The following is a 21535-nucleotide window of genomic DNA, read 5'->3' on the forward strand; positions in this document are numbered from 1 at the left end:
TTAGTCATTAGTCATTAGTCATTAGTCATTAGTCATTAGTCATTAGTCATTAGTCATTAGTCATTAGTCATTAGTTATCGCAAGAATTGTCTGTTTTGAACAGGCAAGATGCCTGTTCCACAATTATTGGAGATGTCTAGTAGTCAGTAGTCAGTAGTTAACGGTCAACTGTCAACGGTCAACTGTCAACTGTCAACTGTCAACTGTCAACTGTCAACTGTCAACTCAAAACACTAACGGCTTGGCTAACTTCCTCAAGTTTTTGCACTACTTGACCGCTGCTGAGTAAAGTTTCTGCCTCAATTAAACCAGAGCTCATATCCAAACAAACTCCGCTGCGCCACAGATAAAAGCCGCCGTTCCAGATAGCGGACTGCATCACTTCTGAGGGTTTTCCCAGCAACACTTCCTGCATTTGTTTTAATAACTCAGAGGTTGATTCCAAGGCCGGATTTGTGCTGCTAAAACCGTAATCTCCGTGGGCTAAAAGCACTCGTTCAAACTCAGCGTCCGGCTTAGCAATGCCGATAATCGCAGTACGATCGCGCGGCAAATCGCAGCTTCCCTCCAATCCCTTGACTGTGGTATAATTTTTGATTCCCCGCAGCTCAAAGGCTTTTTGAAACATACCTTCTGTCGGCGGGTGGACGTAGCCCGATATAACGTTAACGTCGCCGGTACAGGGACACCACATCAACTCCATTGTCGAAAAAGGTGGCCGTTTACCAATTTCGCGGCGGTAGGGAACTAAAGCGGCGGCTTGAGGAAAATGCTTGGGAAGATAAACAAAACCCAAACCCGTATTGTCAAAAACTTTCTGGACTTTTTCTAAACTCAGTTTTCTCCAGTCAACGCCCAAACCGCGCCAAATTTCAATCAGGGGAATGCCTTCCTTGGTTGGCATGGTATCCCCCCCGTGCATGAGGGTTGGGACGCCAGAGGCGGCTAAAATTAGGGCTGTTAAAGGGCTAATTGGAGCCGTGCGCGATCGCCCGTCGTAAGCAACACCAAACACGGCGACGGTAGAGACGGCAAACCCTTTTTCTCGGTTTGGGGGGGCAAGCATAGGGCCCAATTCTTCATAAGCATCGAGCATTCCGGCTAATTCTTCCCCAGTGGGCCGTTTAATGCGGTGGGAAATCATAAAAGCTCCGATTTGAGCCGGTGTTGCTTCTCCCAGCAGCATCATCCGCGTGGCTGCTGCTGCTTCGGAGCGAGTTAAGTTTTCTCCTGTGTGTACTCCGCTGCCAATTTTTCGCAGCAATTCTCTAAATGCGTCACTCATAACTTGTGAAGTTGGTAATTGGTAGTTGGTAGTTAGTAAGTGGTAGTTAGTAATTGGTAATATTTGAATCGTTTTAAATTTAAAATTCCCAACTCTCAATTCAAAATTATCGAATTAACTCCCTGATTTTTCTAGCTTGATTACATCAAAAGGCGGCACAAATTCGCGTACCAGATTCCAGAAATGGGCGATCGGCGGAATTTGCATTCGATCGTGAGTTGTCACCAATACCACTTCGCGAGTCCAAGTGGGATCTGCTGCCAATTGACCGATCGTCGAAACCTTGGAATTTGACCGATCTGGGGCGATCGACCGAATTGCTAAAGTGCGATCGCCCTTGGCGTCCACCAAAGCTGAATGCGGCAGCAAAGCAATCAATTCTCCCTGTCGCACCACACCCCGAAAAGCATCAAGAGTGTTGAGTTCCAAAACAGCATGAAGTTTAGCACCGATGCGTCCAAATTGTTCTTGCACCATCCGCTGCATTCCGTACCCGTCCTTAAACACCACTTGCGGGTAACAAATCAATTCCGGCCAAGGTACTCGATCGTACTGGGCCAGGGGATGACCCGCCGCCATCAACACCTCGATCGGCTCATTGTAGAGCACCTCAACCAACATTTCCGGGGCTTGAGTAAAATGGCGGTTGTTCATCACCACCGCTATGTCCACCAAACCATCTTTGAGGACTTTCAGAGCTCGATCGCTACCGAGGGCAGTCACCCGCAATTGCACGTCTGGATAGTCGCGGCAAAACTTTTGCAGCACAGGTGGCAAATAAGCAGCGCAAACCGAGTGAATCGCAGCCACGCAAAGTTCCGGCTGCTTTCCTGCCCGTAAGTCTCCCAATTCTTCAGCAGCATTTCGCCAAGTCTGACAGATTTTGCGAGCGTGAGGTAGCAGGCATTCCCCTCCCACAGTCAGTTTCGCGTGGGCGGTGCGGTGAAACAGCGACAAACCCACTTCCGCTTCTAATCCCTGCACTTGGCGGCTAATAGTCGATTGGGTAACGCCACACTTCCGGGCCGCTTGCTGAAAGCTACCAGTTTCAGCAACTGAAAGAAATGCTTGAAGCTGCTCTAAGCGCATGGATGTTTAATTCGAGATGGTTTCAGAAATTTTACAGGAATATAATCTGTGACATTAACCGATTTAGTAGAAGAGTTTAGTACACTTTGATACAGGTACCGATTAGTTTTGATTCTGGGGCTAGACAAGCCAAGGCATTAGCAATTGACACTGCCCCGTCAGAAAGATGCGGGATGCTTGGCTGTTTCTTTGTGTATTATAAAACTTTATTAAGTTTGTAAACAGTAGTAAGCAATGGTAGTATCATATAGTCAGGAAGATCAACTGAGAGAATGATTGCGCTCGTTAAAAAATGGAGAGTCTGAATGCAACTAGCAGAGAGACACATCATTAAATCCACAGAACATCGTTTCGCTCCGATCGATAAATTAGCCTTTCAATCAAAAAATCTCTACAATGCTGCCAACTACGTTATTCGCCAAAACTTTATATATGGATGGGGATATCTCAATTACAACAAAATGGATCGGTTGATGAAATCTCATCCAGCATATAAGGCGTTACCAGCAAAGGTAAGTCAACAAATATTGATGAGATTGGACAAGAATTGGCAAGGTTTTTTTGAAGCCATTAAAGTTTACAAAACTGAGTCCACACAATTTAAGGGACGCCCAAAAATCCCCAAGTACAAAGATAAAATCAAAGGACGAAATATTGTCATTTATACGATGCAGGCGATTAGTAGCAAGCAATTGAATAAAGGAATTATCAAGCTTTCAGGTACTAATATTTTAATTAAAACCCAGGTAAAACCAGAGCAGATTTGTCAAGTTAGATTGGTTCCCAAATGCGATTCCTATGTAATAGAGGTAATTTATAATGCTTGTACTGATCCCAGTCGAAGTGAACCGGAGTCCACCTTCAATGAAAACCAAAAACAGTCTATAGCTAGTATTGATTTAGGATTGAATAATTTAGTGGCGTTAACTTCAAATCAGCCGGGATTTCTTCCTTTACTGATTAACGGGCGACCAATGAAATCAATTAATCAATTCTATAACAAGCGTAAAGCACATCTACAATCTCAATTAAAAGGTCGGCGTAAAACCTCATCACGCATTCAACGCCTAACTCGTTGTCGAAACCAGAAAATCGATAATTACTTGCACTCATCGAGTCGTGACATCATCAATATTTTAAGAGAACGAAAGATTGGGACTCTGATAATTGGTAAAAATGTAGAATGGAAAAACGAGATTAATTTGGGGAAACAAACTAATCAGAACTTCGTAACAGTTCCTCATGCTCGATTGATTGAGATGTTGGAATATAAGGCGGCATTGGTTGGAATAAGAGTGATGGTGCAGGAAGAATCATATACTTCTCAATCCAGTTTCCTGAATTTAGACCCGATTCCTGTTTACGGGGAGAATGGTGCTGATTATGTCTTGTTTAGTGGTAAACGAATTAAGAGAGGATTGTACAAAACATCGAGCGGTCGATTAATTAACGCCGATGTTAATGGCTCTTATAATATCTTAAGAAAAGCAATCCCAAATGCTTTTAGCAATGGGATAGGGAGCTGCGTAGTTCAGCCAAGGCGGGTTAATCCGCTCGAAGTGAAAGTGAAAGGGGAGGGACTTCATGCCTCCCACGTCATCCAATAAATGACTATACTTTTACAAGCTATAAACTAGAAATTAGCGGGTCAGCAACACAAGTGCAACTAGGATCGATCGCACAGGAAAGCCGAAATGCTGCAATTTATTAAGCATTTATTAAGATTATGTCATTTAACCACAATTTTATTCCGCAAGATGGCTGTTGCCAGTGGCAACCCCAGTTGATGGGACTGCACGCCGTCAGCGATGTGTTAATTGCCTTGGCTTATTATTCAATTCCAGCAATTCTGACATACTATGCCCGCAAGCAGCGAGACGTGCCTTTGAGCAAGGGGTTTCTCCTATTGGGAGCCTGGTTTTTCTGCGGCGGGACAACTTATTTGATGCAAGTTTGGATGCTGGTGCATCCCAGCTACTGGCTGTCAAGTTCGATCGCCGCCGTTACCGCTATCATCTCTTTGTGGGCTGTAGCGTCCCTGATACCCTGGGTTCCTCAAGTGTTGGCTTGGGCTGGGGCGGCCTCTTTACCAGGAAATACGGCGCTGGAATCTGAAAAGGTCGATCGACCGCAAGCCGACTCTGCTATTACAAATTCCGTCCCCTCCCTCACAACCGAACTCCAGCAAATTAACCAGCAATTGCTTGCAGAAATAACACAGCGCGAGCGAGTCGAGGACCTCCTGCTTGACACCGTAGGCAAGCTGCAAGAAAGCGAAGAACGCTTCCGCGTTTTTCAGGAATTATCTCTAGACGGTTTTAACGTGTTCCGCAGCATCCGCGACGAATCCACAATTGTGGATTTTGAATGGGAATACGTCAATCCCGCAGCGGCAAAAATTCAGCATAGTACCCCGGACGAATTAATCGGCAAGCGATTGCTGCAAGTGCTGCCGGGCCATAAAGATAGCGGTTTGTTCGATCGTTACGTGCAAGTTGTAGAAACAGGAATTCCCCTCGATACCGAGATTTATTATAACAACGAAGGCATTGTCGCCTGGTTTCGGATTATGACCGTTAAATTGGGAGACGGCATTGCTATTTCTTTTAGCGATATTACTGGGCGAAAGCAAGTAGAAGCATCCCTGCGCGAGGCGCTGCAAAAACTCACTTCTCATTTTGAAAATACGCCCCTAGCGGTGATTGAGTGGGATGAAAACTTTCGTCTCAGCGGGTGGTCGCCGGCGGCACAGAAGATTTTTGGCTGGGAAAAGATAGAAGTTTTAGGCAAGCATTTTAGCGACTGGGACTTTATTTCAAAGGGCGATTTATCAGAGGTAGAATCGGCAATTTATAGTTTAAAAAAACCAGAAAATCGCTGCAATGTAGTTCGCAACAGCAATTATAATAAGTCGGGTTCGTTGGTACACTGCGAATGGTACAATTCGGCTTTTTACAGCGATTCGGGACAGTTGGTATCGGTGCTGTCTCTGGTTTTGGACGTGACGGAACGCTTTAAATTTCTGGAAGTGCTGCGACAGTCTGAAGAGCGGTTTCGGATTGCTGCAGAAAGTGCCAGTGATTTAATTTACGAATGGGATATCGAAACCGGGATCGTGCTGTGGTTCGGTCACGTTGACGAACATTTGGAGTACGCAAAAGGCGGATTTCCGAGGACAAGAGCAGCTTGGAACAGTATCTTGCACCCGATCGACCGCGATCGAGTTTTAGCCGCAGTCGATCGGTATTTGAGTGCGCCAGACAGTTCCGCCGCCCCATTTTTTCAGGAATACCGCGTTCAGTGCCAGGGGGGTGGCTTGCTCCATTGGATCGATCGGGGCAAAGCAGTGCTTGACAAACAAGGTAATCCCTGCAAATGGATCGGCGTGATTAGCGACATTACCGCTCGCAAAGAGGCCGAAGAACAGCGGAACCTAGCCTTGGCCAGAGAACAGGCGGCCCGTCGCGAAGCCGAAGCCAGCGAACAGTTGTACCGCGTCCTCGCTGAAGCCATCCCGCAAATAGTTTGGACTGCCACAGCCGACGGCTGGCTGGACTACTACAACCAGCGCTGGTTTGAATATACCGGCTTGACGCTGGAGGAAACTCAAGGCTGGGGGTGGCAGCCAGTTTTGCATCCAGATGACGTGGAAAACTGCCTAGAACGCTGGAATACCTCCGTGCAGACGGGGAGGACTTACGAGGTGGAATACCGCTTTAAACGGGCATCTGACGGGGCTTACCGCTGGCATCTGGGCAGGGCATTGCCCGTGCGGGATGCTGAGGGGAAAATCATCAAATGGTTCGGGACTTGTACGGATATTGACGATCGCCAGCGAGCGACCCAAACAGCCTATTTTCGCGCTCAAGCTTTGGCTGTGCTGTCGTCGGCTTCCCTGGATTACGAGGAGGCGCTGCAAGGTTTGGCAGATTTAACAGTACCGGCGCTGGGGGATTGGTGCTGCGTGCATTTGGTCGAGGCCGACGGCTCGATCCGCTTGCACGCAGTTGCTCATTCAGATCCGAGCAAAGTCGCTCTGCTGTGGCAAATCGATCGGCGTATGCCGCTAGACCCCCAGGGACGGCACGGAGTAGCAAAGGTGCTGCGGACTGGGGAGTCGAAGCTTTACGCCGAAATACCGGAATGGGTGATCGAGGCGGTTGTGCCCGACAGGGAACTGCAGTTGGTGCTGCGAGCCCAATCTCAGGTGCTGTCGGCAATCTGCGTGCCACTGATCGCTCGCGGGCGGACGCTGGGAGCGATTTCGTTGCTGTGCGGGGAGTCGGGCCGCCGCTGCAGGGAGAGCGATTTAGTTTTGCTGGAGGATTTGGCGCGGGATGCGGCGGTGGCGATCGACAATGCGCGGCTTTACCGGGAAGCAGCGGAGGCCAACCGGATTAAAGACCAGTTTTTGGGGACGCTTTCTCACGAATTGCGGACGCCTCTGAACGCCATTTTGGGCTGGGCGCAGATGCTGCGGCAGCGCCAGATGAGTGCCGAAAAAACGGCTGTCGGTTTGGAGACTATTGAGCGAAACGCGCGGTTGCAGACTCAGATGATTGAGGATTTGCTCGACGTTTCCCGGATTGTCAGCGGCAAAGTGTGTTTGAAGCTGTTCCCGGTGGATTTGGCACGGATTGTAGAAACGGCGGTGAAGGCGCTGAGCCTTGAGGCTGAAGCTAGGGGAATTGAATTGGTGAGTTTTTGTGGCGAAGGGGTGAGCTCGGTGAGGGGCGATGCTACTCGTTTGCAGCAGGTGGTGTCTAATTTGCTCTCGAATGCTATTAAGTTTACGCCGCCGTCGGGTCGCGTGGAAATCACGCTCTCGGAGGATGGGGAACCGGGAGCAGCGGGTGGCGCCATCTTGTCTGGGCCGTCTCCGGTTCACTCTGTTTCGATCGTTGTCAGAGATACGGGAATTGGCATTAGCAAGGAGTTTTTGCCCTTTGTGTTCGATCGCTTCCGCCAAGCTGACAGCACTTCTACACGCAATTACGGCGGGCTGGGACTGGGATTGGCGATCGTCCGTCATCTCGTGGAACTCCACGGCGGCAGTGTCTGGGCCGAAAGTCCAGGGGAAGGACTCGGCTCGACTTTCGGAGTGCGGCTGCCAATAACCAATAACAACAGTTAACAGTTAACTGTTGTTATTGGTTACTGGTTATTCGTTATTTTATTGATACCAGAACTCTGCTCTTGAGCGTAAGATTCATTGGTAAAATAGTAATGGCTGTGCGGTTCGTTTTTAGGACTTACTCCATTCACCACTAAACCGAGAACGTGCTGACTTGATTTCTTCAATAGCTCCTTGGCATAAGCTACAGTACCAGAATTAAGAACTCCAGGTCGCACCACCAATAAAATCCCATCTGCTTTATTCCCCAGAATCAGAGCATCAGCAGCAACATTCAGAGAAGGAGCATCAACGATCACTGCATCATAAGTAGCCGAAAATTGCTTAATTAATAAAGTGAGCCGCTGGGAGTCCAAGAGAGCCATTGGATTAGGCGGAATCACCCCGCAAGTGAGCACATCTAAATTATCCATGACTTGGGCGATCGCATCCCCAAACCCAGCTTGTCCGACTATGACATTGCTCAAGCCTACTTGATTGGGCAGTTCCCAAATCCGATGTTGAACAGGACAGTGCATATCCGCATCTACCAGCAAAACCTTCCGTCCTAATTGAGCTATAGCTACAGCCAAATTAGCCGATACAGTAGACTTGCCTTCTTGCGGTAGCGAACTACTGACAACAATGACTTTCAGCTCTTTATCAGAACTCAGGAACCTCAGATTTGCCTGAAGCATTCGGTAAGCAGCACTGCTCGAAGTATGAGGAGTATCTCTCACAACAATCTGTCGGGGAGATTGTTCTAAATCCTGCGAAGCAGACTTAAGTCGCCAGGAATTGCGCCGAGGATTTTTTTCAGACTTTCTATGGAAAGGAATCACTCCCAACAAAGTAAACCCAAATAATTCCCTCGCCTCTTCAATAGTTTTGACCGACTTATCTTGAGATTCTAAAAGCAGCGCCGCAGCTATACCCAGCAGAGTTCCCAACAAGCCGCCAGCTACCAGCAATAAAGACTTGCGAGAACGGACTGGTTCCTCCGGAACACTCGGCTTTTGGATAATCCGAGCATTCCCCACTTGCTGATTTTCAGTAATCCGAATTTCCTGGAGTTTTTTTTGCAATTCCTGATAATCAGCTTCGGCTTCTTGGAGTTTTCTTTCTAGTTCCCGCTTTTCCTTCTCTAGCTTCGGCAAAACTTTTACCCGCTGCTTGTAGCCAGCTAGAGCATTTGATAGAATAGTAACTCGCTCAGCCAAACCCTGGCGTTCTACATCTACCTTGATAAATTCTTCGATCAGTTTGGGTTTCACCTCTCCTATCTGTAAACTTTGATTTTGCAACGGCTGTTGCCCCCCTAAAACTTGTTGTATTTGTTGGTCTAGTAAAGCTTTCATCGTAGCTTTCTTAGTTTCTAACCTAGTGATTATAGGCGAATTGTCCTGGTAGCGATTTTGCTCAATTGCTAACTGCCGCTCTATTTGTTTGTATTCTTTGAGAGCTTCCTGCACAGTGCTAGATTGGCTGAGGGTGCTGGCGGTCAATGCTTGCTGGGGATTCATTTGTAATTCGTCTTCAAATGCTTTAGACTGAGCCCGGGCCTTGAGCAAATCCGACTTAGCTTGGTCGATTTGACTTTCTAGTTCCGCCATAACTGCCACTGCTGATTTAGCTTCTTCTTCAAGATTGACCACTTTATTATCTTCTTTAAATTTCCTCAATTCTGCAGCTGCTTTCCGCATAGCTTGGTCTGACTTAGGCAGCTTCTTTTCAATAAACTGTCGAACAGACACAGCTTCTAAGCGATTCACTTTTTGATTGTTATCAATATAAAACTTCATCATGGTTTTTACGACAGCGGCTGCTATCTCCGGGTTTTGATCTTTGTAGGAAACCGTGAGGATATCAGCGCCCTTAATAGTAGCTACTGTCAGATTTTTAAAAAAATCTTTTGTTTTCAGATGATTATTTTCTTCGTCTTTTAACTGAAGTATATTTATAGTTTTTTCGACAATTTCGACTGAACGAATCAGTTCGATTTCCGTTGTCAGAGGGTTGCTTTGTTGCGCCGCAGGAGTCAACTCTCCGATTTCTTTACCCAATTCTGTTAAAGCAGATCCAGGAGTTGTTTTCTTAAATAACAGCTTTCCTTCTGCCATATAAACTGCTTTTTCCTTCAGCGTGCTGTAGGTGGCGAGTGCAACAACCGAGGCACATACAGCTAAGGCTGGCAGCCACCTGCGCTTCAGAATCTGCCAGTATTCCTGAAACCCGAGACCACTTTCAGTTGATTCCATCTGTTACTCCAGAAAAATGATTTTTTGTAAACTCTAACACCCGAGGGCGTGTTTTCAAACTATAACCACAACAGACAAAGGCGAGCGTAATCATGGCTGTATAATTTCCAGCCAATTTCTCATATCGGGTAGCAATACGTCTCCATTGCTTGAGTCGGTTGATAGCAGATTCAACTATATTGCGTTGACGGTAGATTTCGCGGATAAAAGGATCGCGACGCAGTTCCTTTGAAAGTCGTGGGATGGTAAAACCGATACCTCGCCGACGTAGATCGCGAAGGATGCGACGACGTGCGATCGCCTTTGTCTCCTACGACTCTTTCATATCAATTCCGGCTGCACTCCTCCGGAATTGTTGACTGTTGACTGTTGACTGTTGACTTGGGGTGGAAAAACTCAATGGTTGAGTGTTAACTGTTGACTGGATTTTATTATTCCGATGCAACCGGACACGATATCAGGGGGTTGACGCGGATCACCTGCACCAGAATGCGCTTACTGCTCCTTGTCCCATCAATTGTTCTAAAAAAATTGACTCGTTACGTTGACCAGCGACTCAGAAGAAAAGTTATAGGTTTACCTTTACCCTCACTTTAACGTATGTGTATTTTGGTACTAAAACCACCACGATAACGACCTAGTTTTTCCTGTGATTCGCCTTCTTTTTTCCACCATAGCCGAGGGTTGGCGGGTACGAATCACGGTTCGATCGACGTAATGAACCGGAGAGTCTAGCTTTCGGAGTTGGTCCGCATCGGCTTGTAGGCCTTATAAGACTTGTTTCCTTTGATCGGCTTTTTGCCACCGATAAAACCGTGTTGCCACCCTGAACCCACTTACTATAACGTTTTGGCTGGTCTCGCCACGGAGTCCCGGTTCTGAGTATCCACAGAATGCCATTGACAACTTGTCGATGGTCGTCACGCAGGCTGATCGGTTTTGGGTTGGAGCGGTGGTAGTAGCGGTTTTAACTAATCCCACTGCTCCGTACTTAAGTCTCCAAGGGTTCCTCAAGACTCTCTGCCGGAGCACGCCTATTTTCGAGGATACAACGAGGCAAGAAAACACGCCCTAGGCTTTTAAACTCATTATTGAGGATATCCATTTTATCACTTAAGTCAAGCACTGTCATGGTTTTAACACATATATCGTTGGCCATCCCCCTAGAGAAATATTTTTGGGTGAAATTATGTAAATAATTGTAAAGTTCTGAGCGATCGAACCAGTAGTAGGAGAAGATAGAAGCAGCAATAAGGTGGCATCTATAAATTTTAGCTGAAAAAATCCTCTCCAAAATGAAATTAAGAGACGGGACATATTCTTGATAATCTCTCCTTAACCATAATATCACTTGAGTTAGGCCCGACGATTAAAAGGTTGATTAATTTAAGGGGAGAGGGTGGTATAAAAAAATACCTCAGCATTAGGGACTCGATCTAGTTACTGTAAAGTTGTTGTCTAATAGCGTCGGAAGAATATGATCAGAAAAAAAATTAGCAAAGTGTTGGTGGGATTAAGAACCCGTCATTTTTTGATAATCGATGCAATTTGTTTTGCGATCGCACCGTTACTGGCCTTGGCAATTCGTTTAGATGGCATATTGAATGTGACTCCCTACCTACAGAGCCTAGCGGTAGTTACAGTATTATTTTTAGCACTAAAGCTTACAGTATTTTATGGCGGCGGCTTCTACAAGCGTTACTGGCGGTATGCGGGCCTGGAAGAAATGGCACAAATAACGATGCTGATAGGTATATCCCTAGCAGGGGAAATTATCTTGTTCCAAGAACTCTACCAGCTAAATAATTCGCCGATCGCCAATCTGCCACGATCGCTGCCGCTACTAGACGCTATGATCAGCTTTTTGTTAGTGGGGGCGATTCGTTTCAGCATTCCAGCCCTGGAAAGATGGAACCAAAAATCGTGGAAAGTTCAGCAACGCGATCGCGTCCTGATAGTCGGTGCGGGCAGTGCAGGCACATCTCTGATGCAAACGATGCAGAGGAGTCCAGAGGTAGGACTCGATCCAATCGCTTTCATAGACGACGACCGCAAAAAAATCTCCAAGCAGATTGGCAAACTGACTGTAGTCGGCAATCGCTGTAACATTCCGGAAGTAGTTCGATCGCTAAATATCGACAAAGTTATGATTGCCATCCCCTCAGCTCCGGGAAAAGAGATTAGGGAGATCGTAGAAATTTGTCAGTCAATGGGAATTCCAACCAGCACCCTCCCCGGCATCAATGAAATCATCAACGGTCGTGTCAGTTTAGGTAGCCTCAGAGAAGTACAGATTGAGGACTTGCTCCGCCGCGAACCCATTCAAACTGATGTTGAGAAAGTCTTGGGATTGATTGGAGGCAAGAAAGTTCTAATTACCGGTGCGGGTGGCTCCATCGGCAGCGAACTTTGTCGGCAAATATTAAAGTGCGCTCCTGCGGAAATCATCATCGTCGGACACGGAGAAAATTCTGTATTCAACATTCAACAAGAATTAGGAAAAGCCCTGTCAGAACTCAAAAAAACCAGCCAAACCCCAACAGATATTACTCGCGTGACAGCCTTTATGGCCGATATTCGCTTTCGCGAGCGCTTAGAGTACGTTTTTCTAACAATGAGACCAGACATCATTTTTCATGCGGCCGCTCACAAACACGTACCCATGATGGAATTAAACCCGCCGGAAGCGATTACTAACAATGTGCGGGGGACGAAAAATCTGCTGGATCTGGCATTGAAATACAATGTGAAACAATTTGTGATGATTTCCACCGACAAAGCGGTGAATCCAACTAGCATTATGGGAGCTAGCAAAAGAGTTGCCGAAATGCTGGTGCTGCAAGCAGCCAAAAAAAGCAAAAACCCATTTGTAGTGGTTCGTTTCGGTAATGTTCTTGGCAGCCGCGGTAGCGTCGTACCTACTTTCAAGCGACAAATTGCTGAGGGCGGGCCGATCACAATTACCCATCCAGATATCACTCGCTATTTCATGACAATTCCAGAAGCAGTTCAACTGGTTTTGCAGGCAGCAGTCATCGGCAATGGCGGGGAAGTTTTCATGCTTGAGATGGGAGAACCAGTCAGAATTTTTGATTTAGCAAAAGATTTGATTCGGCTCTCAGGATATGAAGTGGGCAAAGACATAGAAATCGCGTTTACAGGGCTGCGGCCGGGAGAAAAATTGTTTGAAGAGCTGTTTATTCCAGGCGAGAAATACAACCGCACTAAACACGAAAAAATTCTCAGTCTTGGCAATGCCAGCCGCCTAGTGAAAGAAAATATTGACCAGGAAGTAGAAGCCCTTTGTCAAGCGAGCGATCGTAATGATGCGAATTTAATTGTCTCAATGCTACAGCAGTTAGTGCCTGAGTACGTACCAGGGTATTCAACCGCCAATTTGCACGCCAATACAGCCCAAAAAACAACCGAGACGGCCAAGATTAGCAGTGCAGCATCTGTTCAGTTAGAGAATAATTTGCGGGTGGCTCTTGCCAATGAGGAGTTTCGGATTCACTATCAGCCGATCGTCTGCCTGGAAACCAATCAAATTAGTGGTTTTGAAGCGCTGTTGCGCTGGCAGCACCCGAATCGAGGTTTGCTGTGGCCAGACGAATTCCTACCAGCGGCAGAAGAAACCGGCTTGATTGTTCCTATGGGCGAGTGGGTACTGCGGCAAGCTTGCAGCCAGATGCGGATTTGGCAGTCGCAATTTCGTCTTAACGCTCCTTTAACAGTCAGCGTGAATATGACTAGCAAACAGTTTTTCCACGCTGACTTAATCGAGACGATTGCCAAAATATTGAAAGAAACAACTCTCGCTGCTCCGAGTTTGAGGTTAGAAATTCCTGAATATGTTGTGACGGAAAATTCCGAGTTGGCTGGGTCTGTTTTTCTCAAACTTAAAACTTTAGGTGTGCAAGTACAAATCGACCACTGTGGTCTGAGTGATGTATCATTAACTCAGCTCTACCAATTAACGCGGCTGAAGTATGGGAAATTCGACAGTTTGAAGCTAGATTGCTCTCTAGTCAGCGGGCTAGATGCTAGCAACCCGAACTTAGAAATTCTTCGGAAAATTATTGCCATAACTCAGGAGTTAGGTATGGGCCTGATTGCCACAGGAGTAGAAACGAGATGGCAAATAGCTGAGCTCAAAGCTCTGAAGTGCGTCTACGGACAGGGATACTTTTTCTCGAAGCCTGTAGAAGGCTCTAAGGTAGAAAAATTGATGGGCGCTATGGCTGTTAAAAGTTAATGGGGCATTTGTGAATAATTTGGAAATGGGAAATACGCGATTGGGAATTCACCAATTAGCAAGCAGGTAATTAGTTACTAATGCAACAGTTGAAACCACTAACATTACGCCGTAATTTTTCATGGACTTTCACTGGGCACCTCGTTTATGCGGCTTCCCAGTGGGGGATGTTGGTGTTGCTTGCTAAATTGGGCACTCCTGAAATGGTGGGTCAATTTACCTTGGGCCTGGCGGTTACAGCACCTGTGATCATGTTTACCAATCTCCAATTGCGTCAGATCCAAGCAACAGATGCCAAAGGGGAGTATGTTTTTAGCGATTATCTGGGTCTGAGGTTAATTGCAACGGCGCTAGCATTCTTAATAATTGCCGGAATTACGCTCAAAGCTGGATATCGGTGGGAGACTTCGCTGGTGATTTGGGCGATCGCCCTGGCAAAGGCTTTTGAGTCGATCAGCGATGTGTTTTACGGCTTGATTCAACAACACGAACGGATGGATCGAATTGCGATAGCCTTGATGATTAAAGGGCCTTTGTCGTTATTACTTTTAGGGATCGGAGTTTCTCTGACTGGGAGTGTTGTAGGGGGAGCGCTCGGATTAGCAGTTGCGTGGGGTTTAGTCCTATTCGGCTGGGATCTTCGCAATGGTAAATTAATTTTAAATAATTCTTCGCAGGGGAGAGAGCAAGAAGATTTATTAGTGGCCGATGCTGAACCTGCAAACAGCCAAAATCCCTTGTACCCGCGCTGGGAGGGAAAAACTTTGGGAAAGTTAGTTGTGCTGGCTTTACCTCTGGGTTTGGTGATGATGTTAATTTCCCTGAATACTAACATTCCTCGATACTTTCTCGAGCGGTATTTGGGCGAACGAGAACTGGGGATTTTCTCTGCAATATCTTACCTGATGGTAGCAGGGAACATGGTAGTCAGTGCCCTAGCGCAGTCTGCTAGTCCGCGGCTGGCAAAATATTATGCAGCGGGAAATAGCACTGCTTTTCGCACACTTTTGTTTAAGCTGGTGGGGGTTGGCTTGATGTTAGGTGCGGGAGGCGTTTTTGTCGCTGTTGTTGCCGGCAAGCCAATCCTAACTTTACTCTATAAACCTGAGTATGCCGAGCGAGCTGATTTGTTCGTGTGGCTAATGGTGGTTGCGGGTATTGGCTATGTGTCATCCTTCTTGGGTTACGGGATAACTGCTGCTAGGTACTTTCAGGTGCAAATGCCTTTGTTTGCTTTAGTTACAGGGGCTTCTGGGCTCGCTTGTCTTTGGTTAATTCCGACGATGGGAGTGCAAGGGGCCGTAATCGCGCTGATCGTTGGGGCGATCGTTCAAGCAGTTTTTAGTTTTGCAGTCATTGCTTATGCAGTATACAGACTCGACAGATATCAAGGAACAAAATCAAATATTGACTAAGCAGCGTCCCATCCGTATTCTTCATGTCGTCGGCGGTATGAATCGGGGCGGAGTAGAAACTTGGCTGATGCACGTTTTGAGACATATCGATCGCGATCGCTTTGAGATCGACTTTTTAGTTCATACCACCAAACCCTGCCCTTACGATGAAGAAGTTCGTAGCTTGGGCAGTCGGATTATCCCTTGTCTCGCTCCATCTCAACCCAGATTGTACGCTCGCAATTTCCAACGAATTATCAAGGAATATGCGCCTTACGATATCGTACACAGCCACGTTCATCACTTTAGCGGTTACGTTCTCCGTCTGGCAAAAGAAGCGGGCGTGCCGATTCGGATTGCCCACAGCCATAACGATACCTCTTCCCTGGAAACCAAAGCAGGATTATATCGACGCTTATATCTAGCTTTAACAAAATGGTGGATAGCCCGCTACGCAACAATTGGTTTGGCAGCAAGTCGTTTAGCAGCAGCTTCCTTGTTTGGTTCAGCTTGGGAACGAGAGCGCCGTTACCAGATTCTTTATTGTGGTGTCGATCTGGCTCCATTTCGCCAGAGCGTCGATCGAGTCAGCGTTCGCGCTGAGTTGGGAATTCCTACCGATGCGTTTGTTATAGGTCACGTCGGCAGATTTGAAGCACAAAAGAACCATTTATTTCTACTAGAAATCGCCGCAACTATTGCCCAAAAACAACCAAATATGCGTTTGTTATTGGTAGGTGATGGCGTGCTGCGTCCCCAGATCGAGCAGAAAGCGATCGAAATGGGATTAGATAAATATGTCATCTTTGCAGGATTGCGAGCGGACGTATCCCGATTGATGCTGGGGGCAATGGATACATTCGTCCTGCCATCCCTTTACGAAGGTTTGGGCTTAGTCTTGATCGAGGCACAAGCAGCAGGTTTGCCCTGTGTTTTTTCAGATGTAGTACCAGCAGAAGCAGATTTCATCGAATCTTTAGTGCAACGAATTTCCTTGTCCCAATCTGCCTCTGCTTGGTGTGAAGCAGTTCTGACTACTAAAAAAGCTCAATCCCTAATTACGCAAACACAAGCTTATCAATTACTAGAACAAAGTTCGTTCACAATTCACAATAGCCTTAAACAATTGGAAGCACTCTACCTGGAGCCATATTTTAATGAAGTTAAGCACAAAAACTAAATCTGTTAAAGCTAATCCTATTCCTATATCGTCATCACAGTTAAAAGGCACGCAATGGTTATTTTTTGCTTTTTGCTGTTATTTGTTATCCCAAAGTTTCACAGTCCCGATATTACCGATAGGGCCTTGGGCACTTTGGCCTTGTTTTTCTGATTTAGCATTCTTTTTCATTATCTTCACCTTTATCCGATGTCGTCGATATACTACCCCTCTATCTCTGCCAAATAAAAAAATATTTTCGATTTTTATAATTATTTTGTTGGGAATCATCCTATCCTATCTTTGTTACTTGGCTACTGCCGAACCCAATGCCGTTGGCCCTCCTTTTGGAGCTTTCCAACTTTATCGCTTAGTGCAATACTTTAGTTCATTTTGGTTAATCGCTCGTATTCCATTAACACCAGAGCGACTTCAGAAAATGAGGCAAATTGTTGATGGAGTATTAATTTTCGTTTCCTTGGGAGTTTTCTTAACCTATGCTGGTGTAATACCTCTCTCATTAATCACTGCCCATTTACCGAAGGTGGGAGCTTGGCAATACTATGGTAATGTTGGTGAGATTGGGACTAAGGGTTTAGGTTTTGTCGGTTACAACCATGCTTATGTTGCAGCCCAAGTAATGATTCTTCTGATTTTAAGATTGCACTTAGGCAGCAGTCAAAAAAAGGATATATCTAACACTACTTTCCTTATTCTTTCTGCGCTAACTGTATTTATCAGCGAGTCTCGTTCTGGATTCGCAGCTATCCTATTTTTAGTATCACTTTATTTGGTAACCAAACCATTTTATGTTTTAATAATTATTAATATGGCATGGATTTTACCTGTACTGGCATCTGCTTTAGGGTTGAAAGGTATTGAGCTAAATTCCTACGAAGGCTCAATTATTGATCGCCAATTAACCGTGTTCCAAGCTAATAACACTGACAATTTAAGTGGAAGGGATGAAAGATGGGCTTCTCACCTGGCTGCATTAGATGACAATCAAGTTAGTTGGATTGTCGGAAATGGTTTTGGTTCGGCGATCGATCGAGGCGACAATGCCCATATGCTTTATCTACAAATTACTTCCGAAACAGGTTTGATAGGTGTGGGCCTATTTGCCATATTATTTGGGATGATTCTATTCTATTTGTATAAGATAGAAATCAAAGAAAAACCCTTTTTATGGGGAACAGTTACTTTTTTACTTACCGCTGTTAGTCAAGAAACTTTTTATCCCGTACCCGCTCTAGGTCAGTTTCTAGGACTTTATCTCAGTTCGGTAGCAATTGTCCTGAGAACTCCTTATTTACTAGAAGAATCTTTACGTAACTCAAAAGGCTTAAGCGAAACAATATGAGCAAGCGAAAAAACTGGTATAAAATCTATACATTGGTAGCATTATTTGTGGTAATGCTAGTAATAACTGTAGCAATTACAACAAATAATAATTTAGCCTGCTCTTCTCAAGCAGCCACTATAAATCAATCGTTAAATAAGAGCGTAAATATTGTTAACGGTATCACCATAGTTAATGGGAAACCATTTTTCCCGTTCGGATTTTATCACGTTTCTTGGAAATCAAAACCAGAAGAATTAATCAAACATATGCGGGATATTGCAGCGGCTGGATTCAACACGATTCATGCTTCCGCAACAGAAGTTAATAGTTACGATCGATTTTTGAATGAAGCGGAGCGCCTTGGGATTTATGTTGTGAGCGAACAAGGGATTGGGTTAGTTAATATGGTCAATTCCTTCAAAGAAAAACCTGCGGTTTTGGGTTGGAATATTGCGGATGATGTTGATAATGGTAAACTCGTTCCCCAAGAAGTGTTAAAATTTCACCAACAAGTGAAATTAAACGATCCCAATCATATCACTTATATCAGCGGTTATTCAAATAAAATTAAAGAATTTGCCAGTTGTGCTGATGTAATTGCCATGCAGTCTTATCCTATTGGTAACGGAGATGATGAGATATCATTAACCTACGATCGGGTTTCCCTTGTCCGCGATGCAGTTGCTCCATACCAGAAGGCTGTTTATGCTAACGTACAAGCTTTTGCTTGGCGAAGAAGAAAGCAAGGAAAACTCCGTCCCCTCCGCATCCCAACTTTTGATGAAGTGAGAAATATGACCTATCAAGCCCTGTTAGCAGGTGCCAAAGGAATTATTTACTACACTTATCACGATACGGGTTGGCATTTACCATCCCACCCGGATTTGTGGGCAAAAATGAAGACTTTAGTGCCAGAAATAAAAACCATTGATTCCCTATTGTTAGAGGGAAAGCTAAAAATAATTGATGTAGGTATAGAAAAGGTAATAGCTGGAATATGGACTTATCAAAACAAAGCATTAGTGATAGTAGTTAACCGTTCTTACGATCGCCAAGAAGTATCGCTCGCCATCCCATCAAAAATTACGCAACTAAAACGTATGTTTGAAAATCATCCTGACAATCTAGCATTAAACGGCACTCGACTATCTGGCTTTCTCAAACCTTTAGATGTAGCAGTTTATCAAGCAACTAAAGAACTTTAGATGAGCTCGTTTTTTATTCCCTATCATTCCCCCGCCCCTTTCTTCCCGCTATGAATGTTGTCGTAACAGTGGAATATCGCTTCGATCGCACGCCAGATGGTAAGGTATGGACGCAAACAACCTTCCCCTATTCCTTTTGGACGCGATACTTACAAGTATTTGATAGCGTGCTAGTAGTAGCTCGCGTGCGAGATGTCTCAAATGTGCCTTCCGACTGGAAACAAGCAAATGGAGAAGGAGTTGACTTTGCTGCCATACCTTATTACATTGGGCCTTGGCAATATTTGCTCAAGGCATGGCAAGTGCAGCGCAGTGCCAGAAATGCAGTCAAACCAAACGATGCAGTAATATTGCGCGTTGGTTCCACGATCGCCTCCCCTATCCAATCCATGCTACACAAAATTGGGCGCCCTTACGCCGTGGAAGTAGTAGCAGACCCTTATGATGTCTTTGCACCGGGGTCAGTAAAACATCCCCTGCGCCCGTTTTTTCGCTGGTCATCTCCCCGAAGACTGCGGTGGCATTGTAGAGAAGCAGCAGCAGCAGCTTATGTTACCAAACACGCTTTGCAGCAACGATACCCTTGTGCTAACTTTTCCGTAGGTGTATCAGATGTAGACCTTCCAGAACGCACCCTGGTTTCTTCCTCTCGTCTACCGCGTCAGGGAGGGACATTTAATCTGATTTTTGTCGGTACGATTGCTCAACTTTATAAAGCGCCCGATGTGTTAATCGATGCCGTTGGGGCTTGCGTGCAAGAGGGACTAGACCTAAAATTAACTTTGATTGGAGATGGCAAACATCGATCGGAATTGGAAGCCAGAGCCAAATCCTTGGGCATAGAAGAACGAGTATCTTTTTTGGGTCAGTTAGCGGGTGGTGATGCAGTGATGGCCCAATTGGATCGCGCCGATCTGTTCGTTTTGCCTTCCCACCAAGAAGGTTTACCTAGAGCAATGGTAGAAGCAATGGGGCGAGCATTACCTTGTATTGGCTCCACAGTAGGAGGCATCCCGGAATTGCTACCCCCGGAAGATATGGTGCCCCCCGGCAATGTAACAGCATTGGCCACTAAAATTCGCCAAGTAATAACCGAGCCCGATCGCATGGCTAAAATGTCAGCGCGTAACTTAGAAACAGCCAAAGAATATAGAGATGAAATTCTCGAAAAACAACGGATTGAATTTTATCGCCACGTCCGGGAAATTACAGAAGTATGGTGGAGGCAAAAAAAATGACCCGACTTTTAGTAGTAACTACCGTAGTAGGTACTCTGCGTGCATTTCTGTTGCCTTTTGCTTACCACTTCCGCAGCAAAGGTTGGCAAGTAGATGCAATGGCTCAAGGTGTTTCTAACTCCCCTGAATGTTTACAAGCTTTTAACCGAGTTTGGGAAATCGAATGGTCGCGCAATCCCTTAGATCCTAAAAATCTGATCCTTGCTCCAAAAGCAATTTGCGAAGTAATGGCACAAGGGAACTACGATCTCGTTCACGTACATACTCCTGTGGCTGCTTTTGTAGGCCGATACGCTGTTAATAATTTAAGAAAGCAGGGGAAATGTAAGGTGATTTATACTGCTCACGGCTTTCACTTTCATCCAGGCGGAAAAGCCTTAAAAAATGCTATTTTTCTAACTTTAGAAAAAATTGCTGGAAATTGGACAGACTATTTAACATTAATTAATCGCGAGGATGAGTTAACAGCTAAGAAGTATAATATTTTGCCCCCAGAACGTATTCGCTATATGCCAGGAATTGGTGTAGATTTGAAATATTATAGCCCCGATGCTGTAGCGGAATCAGAGGTAGAGAGAGTGCGTCAGGAGTTGGGAGTAGCTGAAGGAACTCCGCTGTTTTTGTGCGTAGCTGAATTTATTGCTCGCAAACATCATCGAGATGTAATTCAAGCATTTGCCAAGTTGGCTAGACCGGAAGTACATTTAGTATTGGCAGGTCGTGGACGACTATTAGAGGAAATGCAGAAATTAGCATCGGATTTGGGAGTGAAAAATATAGTACACTTTTTAGGTAGGCGCGATGATGTTCCTACTTTAATGCGAGCTTCAGTAGCAAATATCCTAGCTTCCGAACAGGAAGGTTTACCTAGAAGCGTTATGGAGTCTTTGTCAATGGAAATTCCTGTAATTGGTACTAAAATTCGCGGTACTCAAGAATTACTAGAAGGAGGTTGCGGTCTTCTGGTAGAAGTGGGGGATATAGAAGGAATCGCAAAAGCAATGGCTTGGGTGTTAGATCGTCCTGAAGAGGCTAAGAATATGGGTAAGCAGGGACGAGAACGGATGGCTGCTTACGATGTGAGCCAGGTGATAAAGCTACATGAAGAACTTTATGCTGAAGCTTTAGCTTAAGAAGGTATACAATTTTATGGGCTATAAAAAATGGATAATTGATCTGTTGAGGAATCCTTGG

The 21535-nt window shown here is 45.4% G+C and carries 14 protein-coding genes; 9 read left to right on the top strand and 5 right to left on the bottom strand.

The genetic code is table 11. The annotated features are described in order from the left end of the window. Nucleotides 1-220 precede the first annotated feature (220 nt). Nucleotides 221-1285, bottom strand: coding sequence for an anthranilate phosphoribosyltransferase family protein (locus tag QUB04_RS13415; protein ID WP_333284903.1), 1065 nt, complete (start codon nt 1283-1285; stop codon nt 221-223). A gap of 114 nt (nt 1286-1399) precedes the next feature. Beyond that, nucleotides 1400-2374, bottom strand: a complete 975-nt coding sequence (locus tag QUB04_RS13420; RefSeq protein WP_333284905.1) for a LysR family transcriptional regulator — start codon at nt 2372-2374, stop codon at nt 1400-1402. Between the two features lie 305 nt (nt 2375-2679). On the opposite strand from QUB04_RS13420, the gene QUB04_RS13425 reads away from it, so the two are divergent. Continuing rightward, nucleotides 2680-3981, top strand: a complete 1302-nt coding sequence (locus QUB04_RS13425; RefSeq protein ID WP_333284907.1) for a transposase — start codon at nt 2680-2682, stop codon at nt 3979-3981. 119 nt (nt 3982-4100) lie between these two features. Then, nucleotides 4101-7508 (top strand): PAS domain S-box protein, encoded by a 3408-nt coding sequence (locus QUB04_RS13430; protein ID WP_333284908.1) that lies wholly within the window; start codon nt 4101-4103, stop codon nt 7506-7508. Nucleotides 7509-7528: 20 nt separating this feature from the next. On the opposite strand, the gene QUB04_RS13435 is transcribed toward QUB04_RS13430, so the two are convergent. From QUB04_RS13435 to QUB04_RS32520, 3 genes are all read right to left on the bottom strand, one after another. Next, the gene (locus tag QUB04_RS13435) at nt 7529-9745 is read right to left on the bottom strand and encodes a polysaccharide biosynthesis tyrosine autokinase (RefSeq protein ID WP_333284910.1); all 2217 of its coding nucleotides are present in this window, start codon (nt 9743-9745) and stop codon (nt 7529-7531) included. Beyond that, nucleotides 9732-10043, bottom strand: a complete 312-nt coding sequence (locus tag QUB04_RS32515; RefSeq protein ID WP_445301053.1) for a transposase — start codon at nt 10041-10043, stop codon at nt 9732-9734. Before QUB04_RS32515 ends, QUB04_RS13435 begins: the two co-directional genes overlap by 14 nt. 339 nt (nt 10044-10382) lie before the next feature. Next, complete coding sequence (locus QUB04_RS32520; RefSeq protein ID WP_445301054.1) at nt 10383-10679, bottom strand: transposase; 297 nt, start codon at nt 10677-10679, stop codon at nt 10383-10385. A 543-nt stretch (nt 10680-11222) separates the two neighbouring features. Here QUB04_RS32520 and QUB04_RS13440 point away from each other — a divergent pair. The 7 genes from QUB04_RS13440 to QUB04_RS13470 all read left to right on the top strand — a co-directional run bounded on the left by QUB04_RS13440 (nt 11223) and on the right by QUB04_RS13470 (nt 21474). Next, a complete protein-coding gene (locus QUB04_RS13440; protein WP_333284912.1) occupies nt 11223-14000 on the top strand; it encodes a polysaccharide biosynthesis protein in 2778 nt (925 codons plus the stop codon). Nucleotides 14001-14080: 80 nt separating this feature from the next. Then, nucleotides 14081-15415 carry an oligosaccharide flippase family protein gene (locus QUB04_RS13445; protein ID WP_333284914.1) on the top strand — a complete coding sequence of 445 codons (1335 nt, stop codon included), beginning with the start codon at nt 14081-14083 and terminating at the stop codon, nt 15413-15415. Then, on the top strand, nt 15363-16574 hold the full coding sequence (locus tag QUB04_RS13450; RefSeq protein WP_333284916.1) for a glycosyltransferase family 1 protein: 1212 nt from the start codon (nt 15363-15365) through the stop codon (nt 16572-16574). Before QUB04_RS13445 ends, QUB04_RS13450 begins: the two co-directional genes overlap by 53 nt. Beyond that, the gene (locus QUB04_RS13455; protein ID WP_333284918.1) at nt 16552-17916 is read left to right on the top strand and encodes an O-antigen ligase family protein; all 1365 of its coding nucleotides are present in this window, start codon (nt 16552-16554) and stop codon (nt 17914-17916) included. The genes QUB04_RS13450 and QUB04_RS13455 overlap by 23 nt, the downstream gene beginning before the upstream one ends. Beyond that, nucleotides 17913-19103, top strand: a complete 1191-nt coding sequence (locus QUB04_RS13460) for a hypothetical protein (RefSeq protein ID WP_333284920.1) — start codon at nt 17913-17915, stop codon at nt 19101-19103. The genes QUB04_RS13455 and QUB04_RS13460 overlap by 4 nt, the downstream gene beginning before the upstream one ends. Before the next feature lie 50 nt (nt 19104-19153). Continuing rightward, a complete protein-coding gene (locus QUB04_RS13465; RefSeq protein ID WP_333284922.1) occupies nt 19154-20341 on the top strand; it encodes a glycosyltransferase family 4 protein in 1188 nt (395 codons plus the stop codon). After that, nucleotides 20338-21474, top strand: coding sequence for a glycosyltransferase family 4 protein (locus tag QUB04_RS13470; RefSeq protein WP_333284924.1), 1137 nt, complete (start codon nt 20338-20340; stop codon nt 21472-21474). The genes QUB04_RS13465 and QUB04_RS13470 overlap by 4 nt, the downstream gene beginning before the upstream one ends. The last annotated feature ends 61 nt before the right edge of the window (nt 21475-21535 follow it).

The organism is Microcoleus sp. D2_18a_B4 (assembly GCF_036702475.1).
In the GTDB taxonomy this organism is placed as follows: domain Bacteria; phylum Cyanobacteriota; class Cyanobacteriia; order Cyanobacteriales; family Microcoleaceae; genus Microcoleus.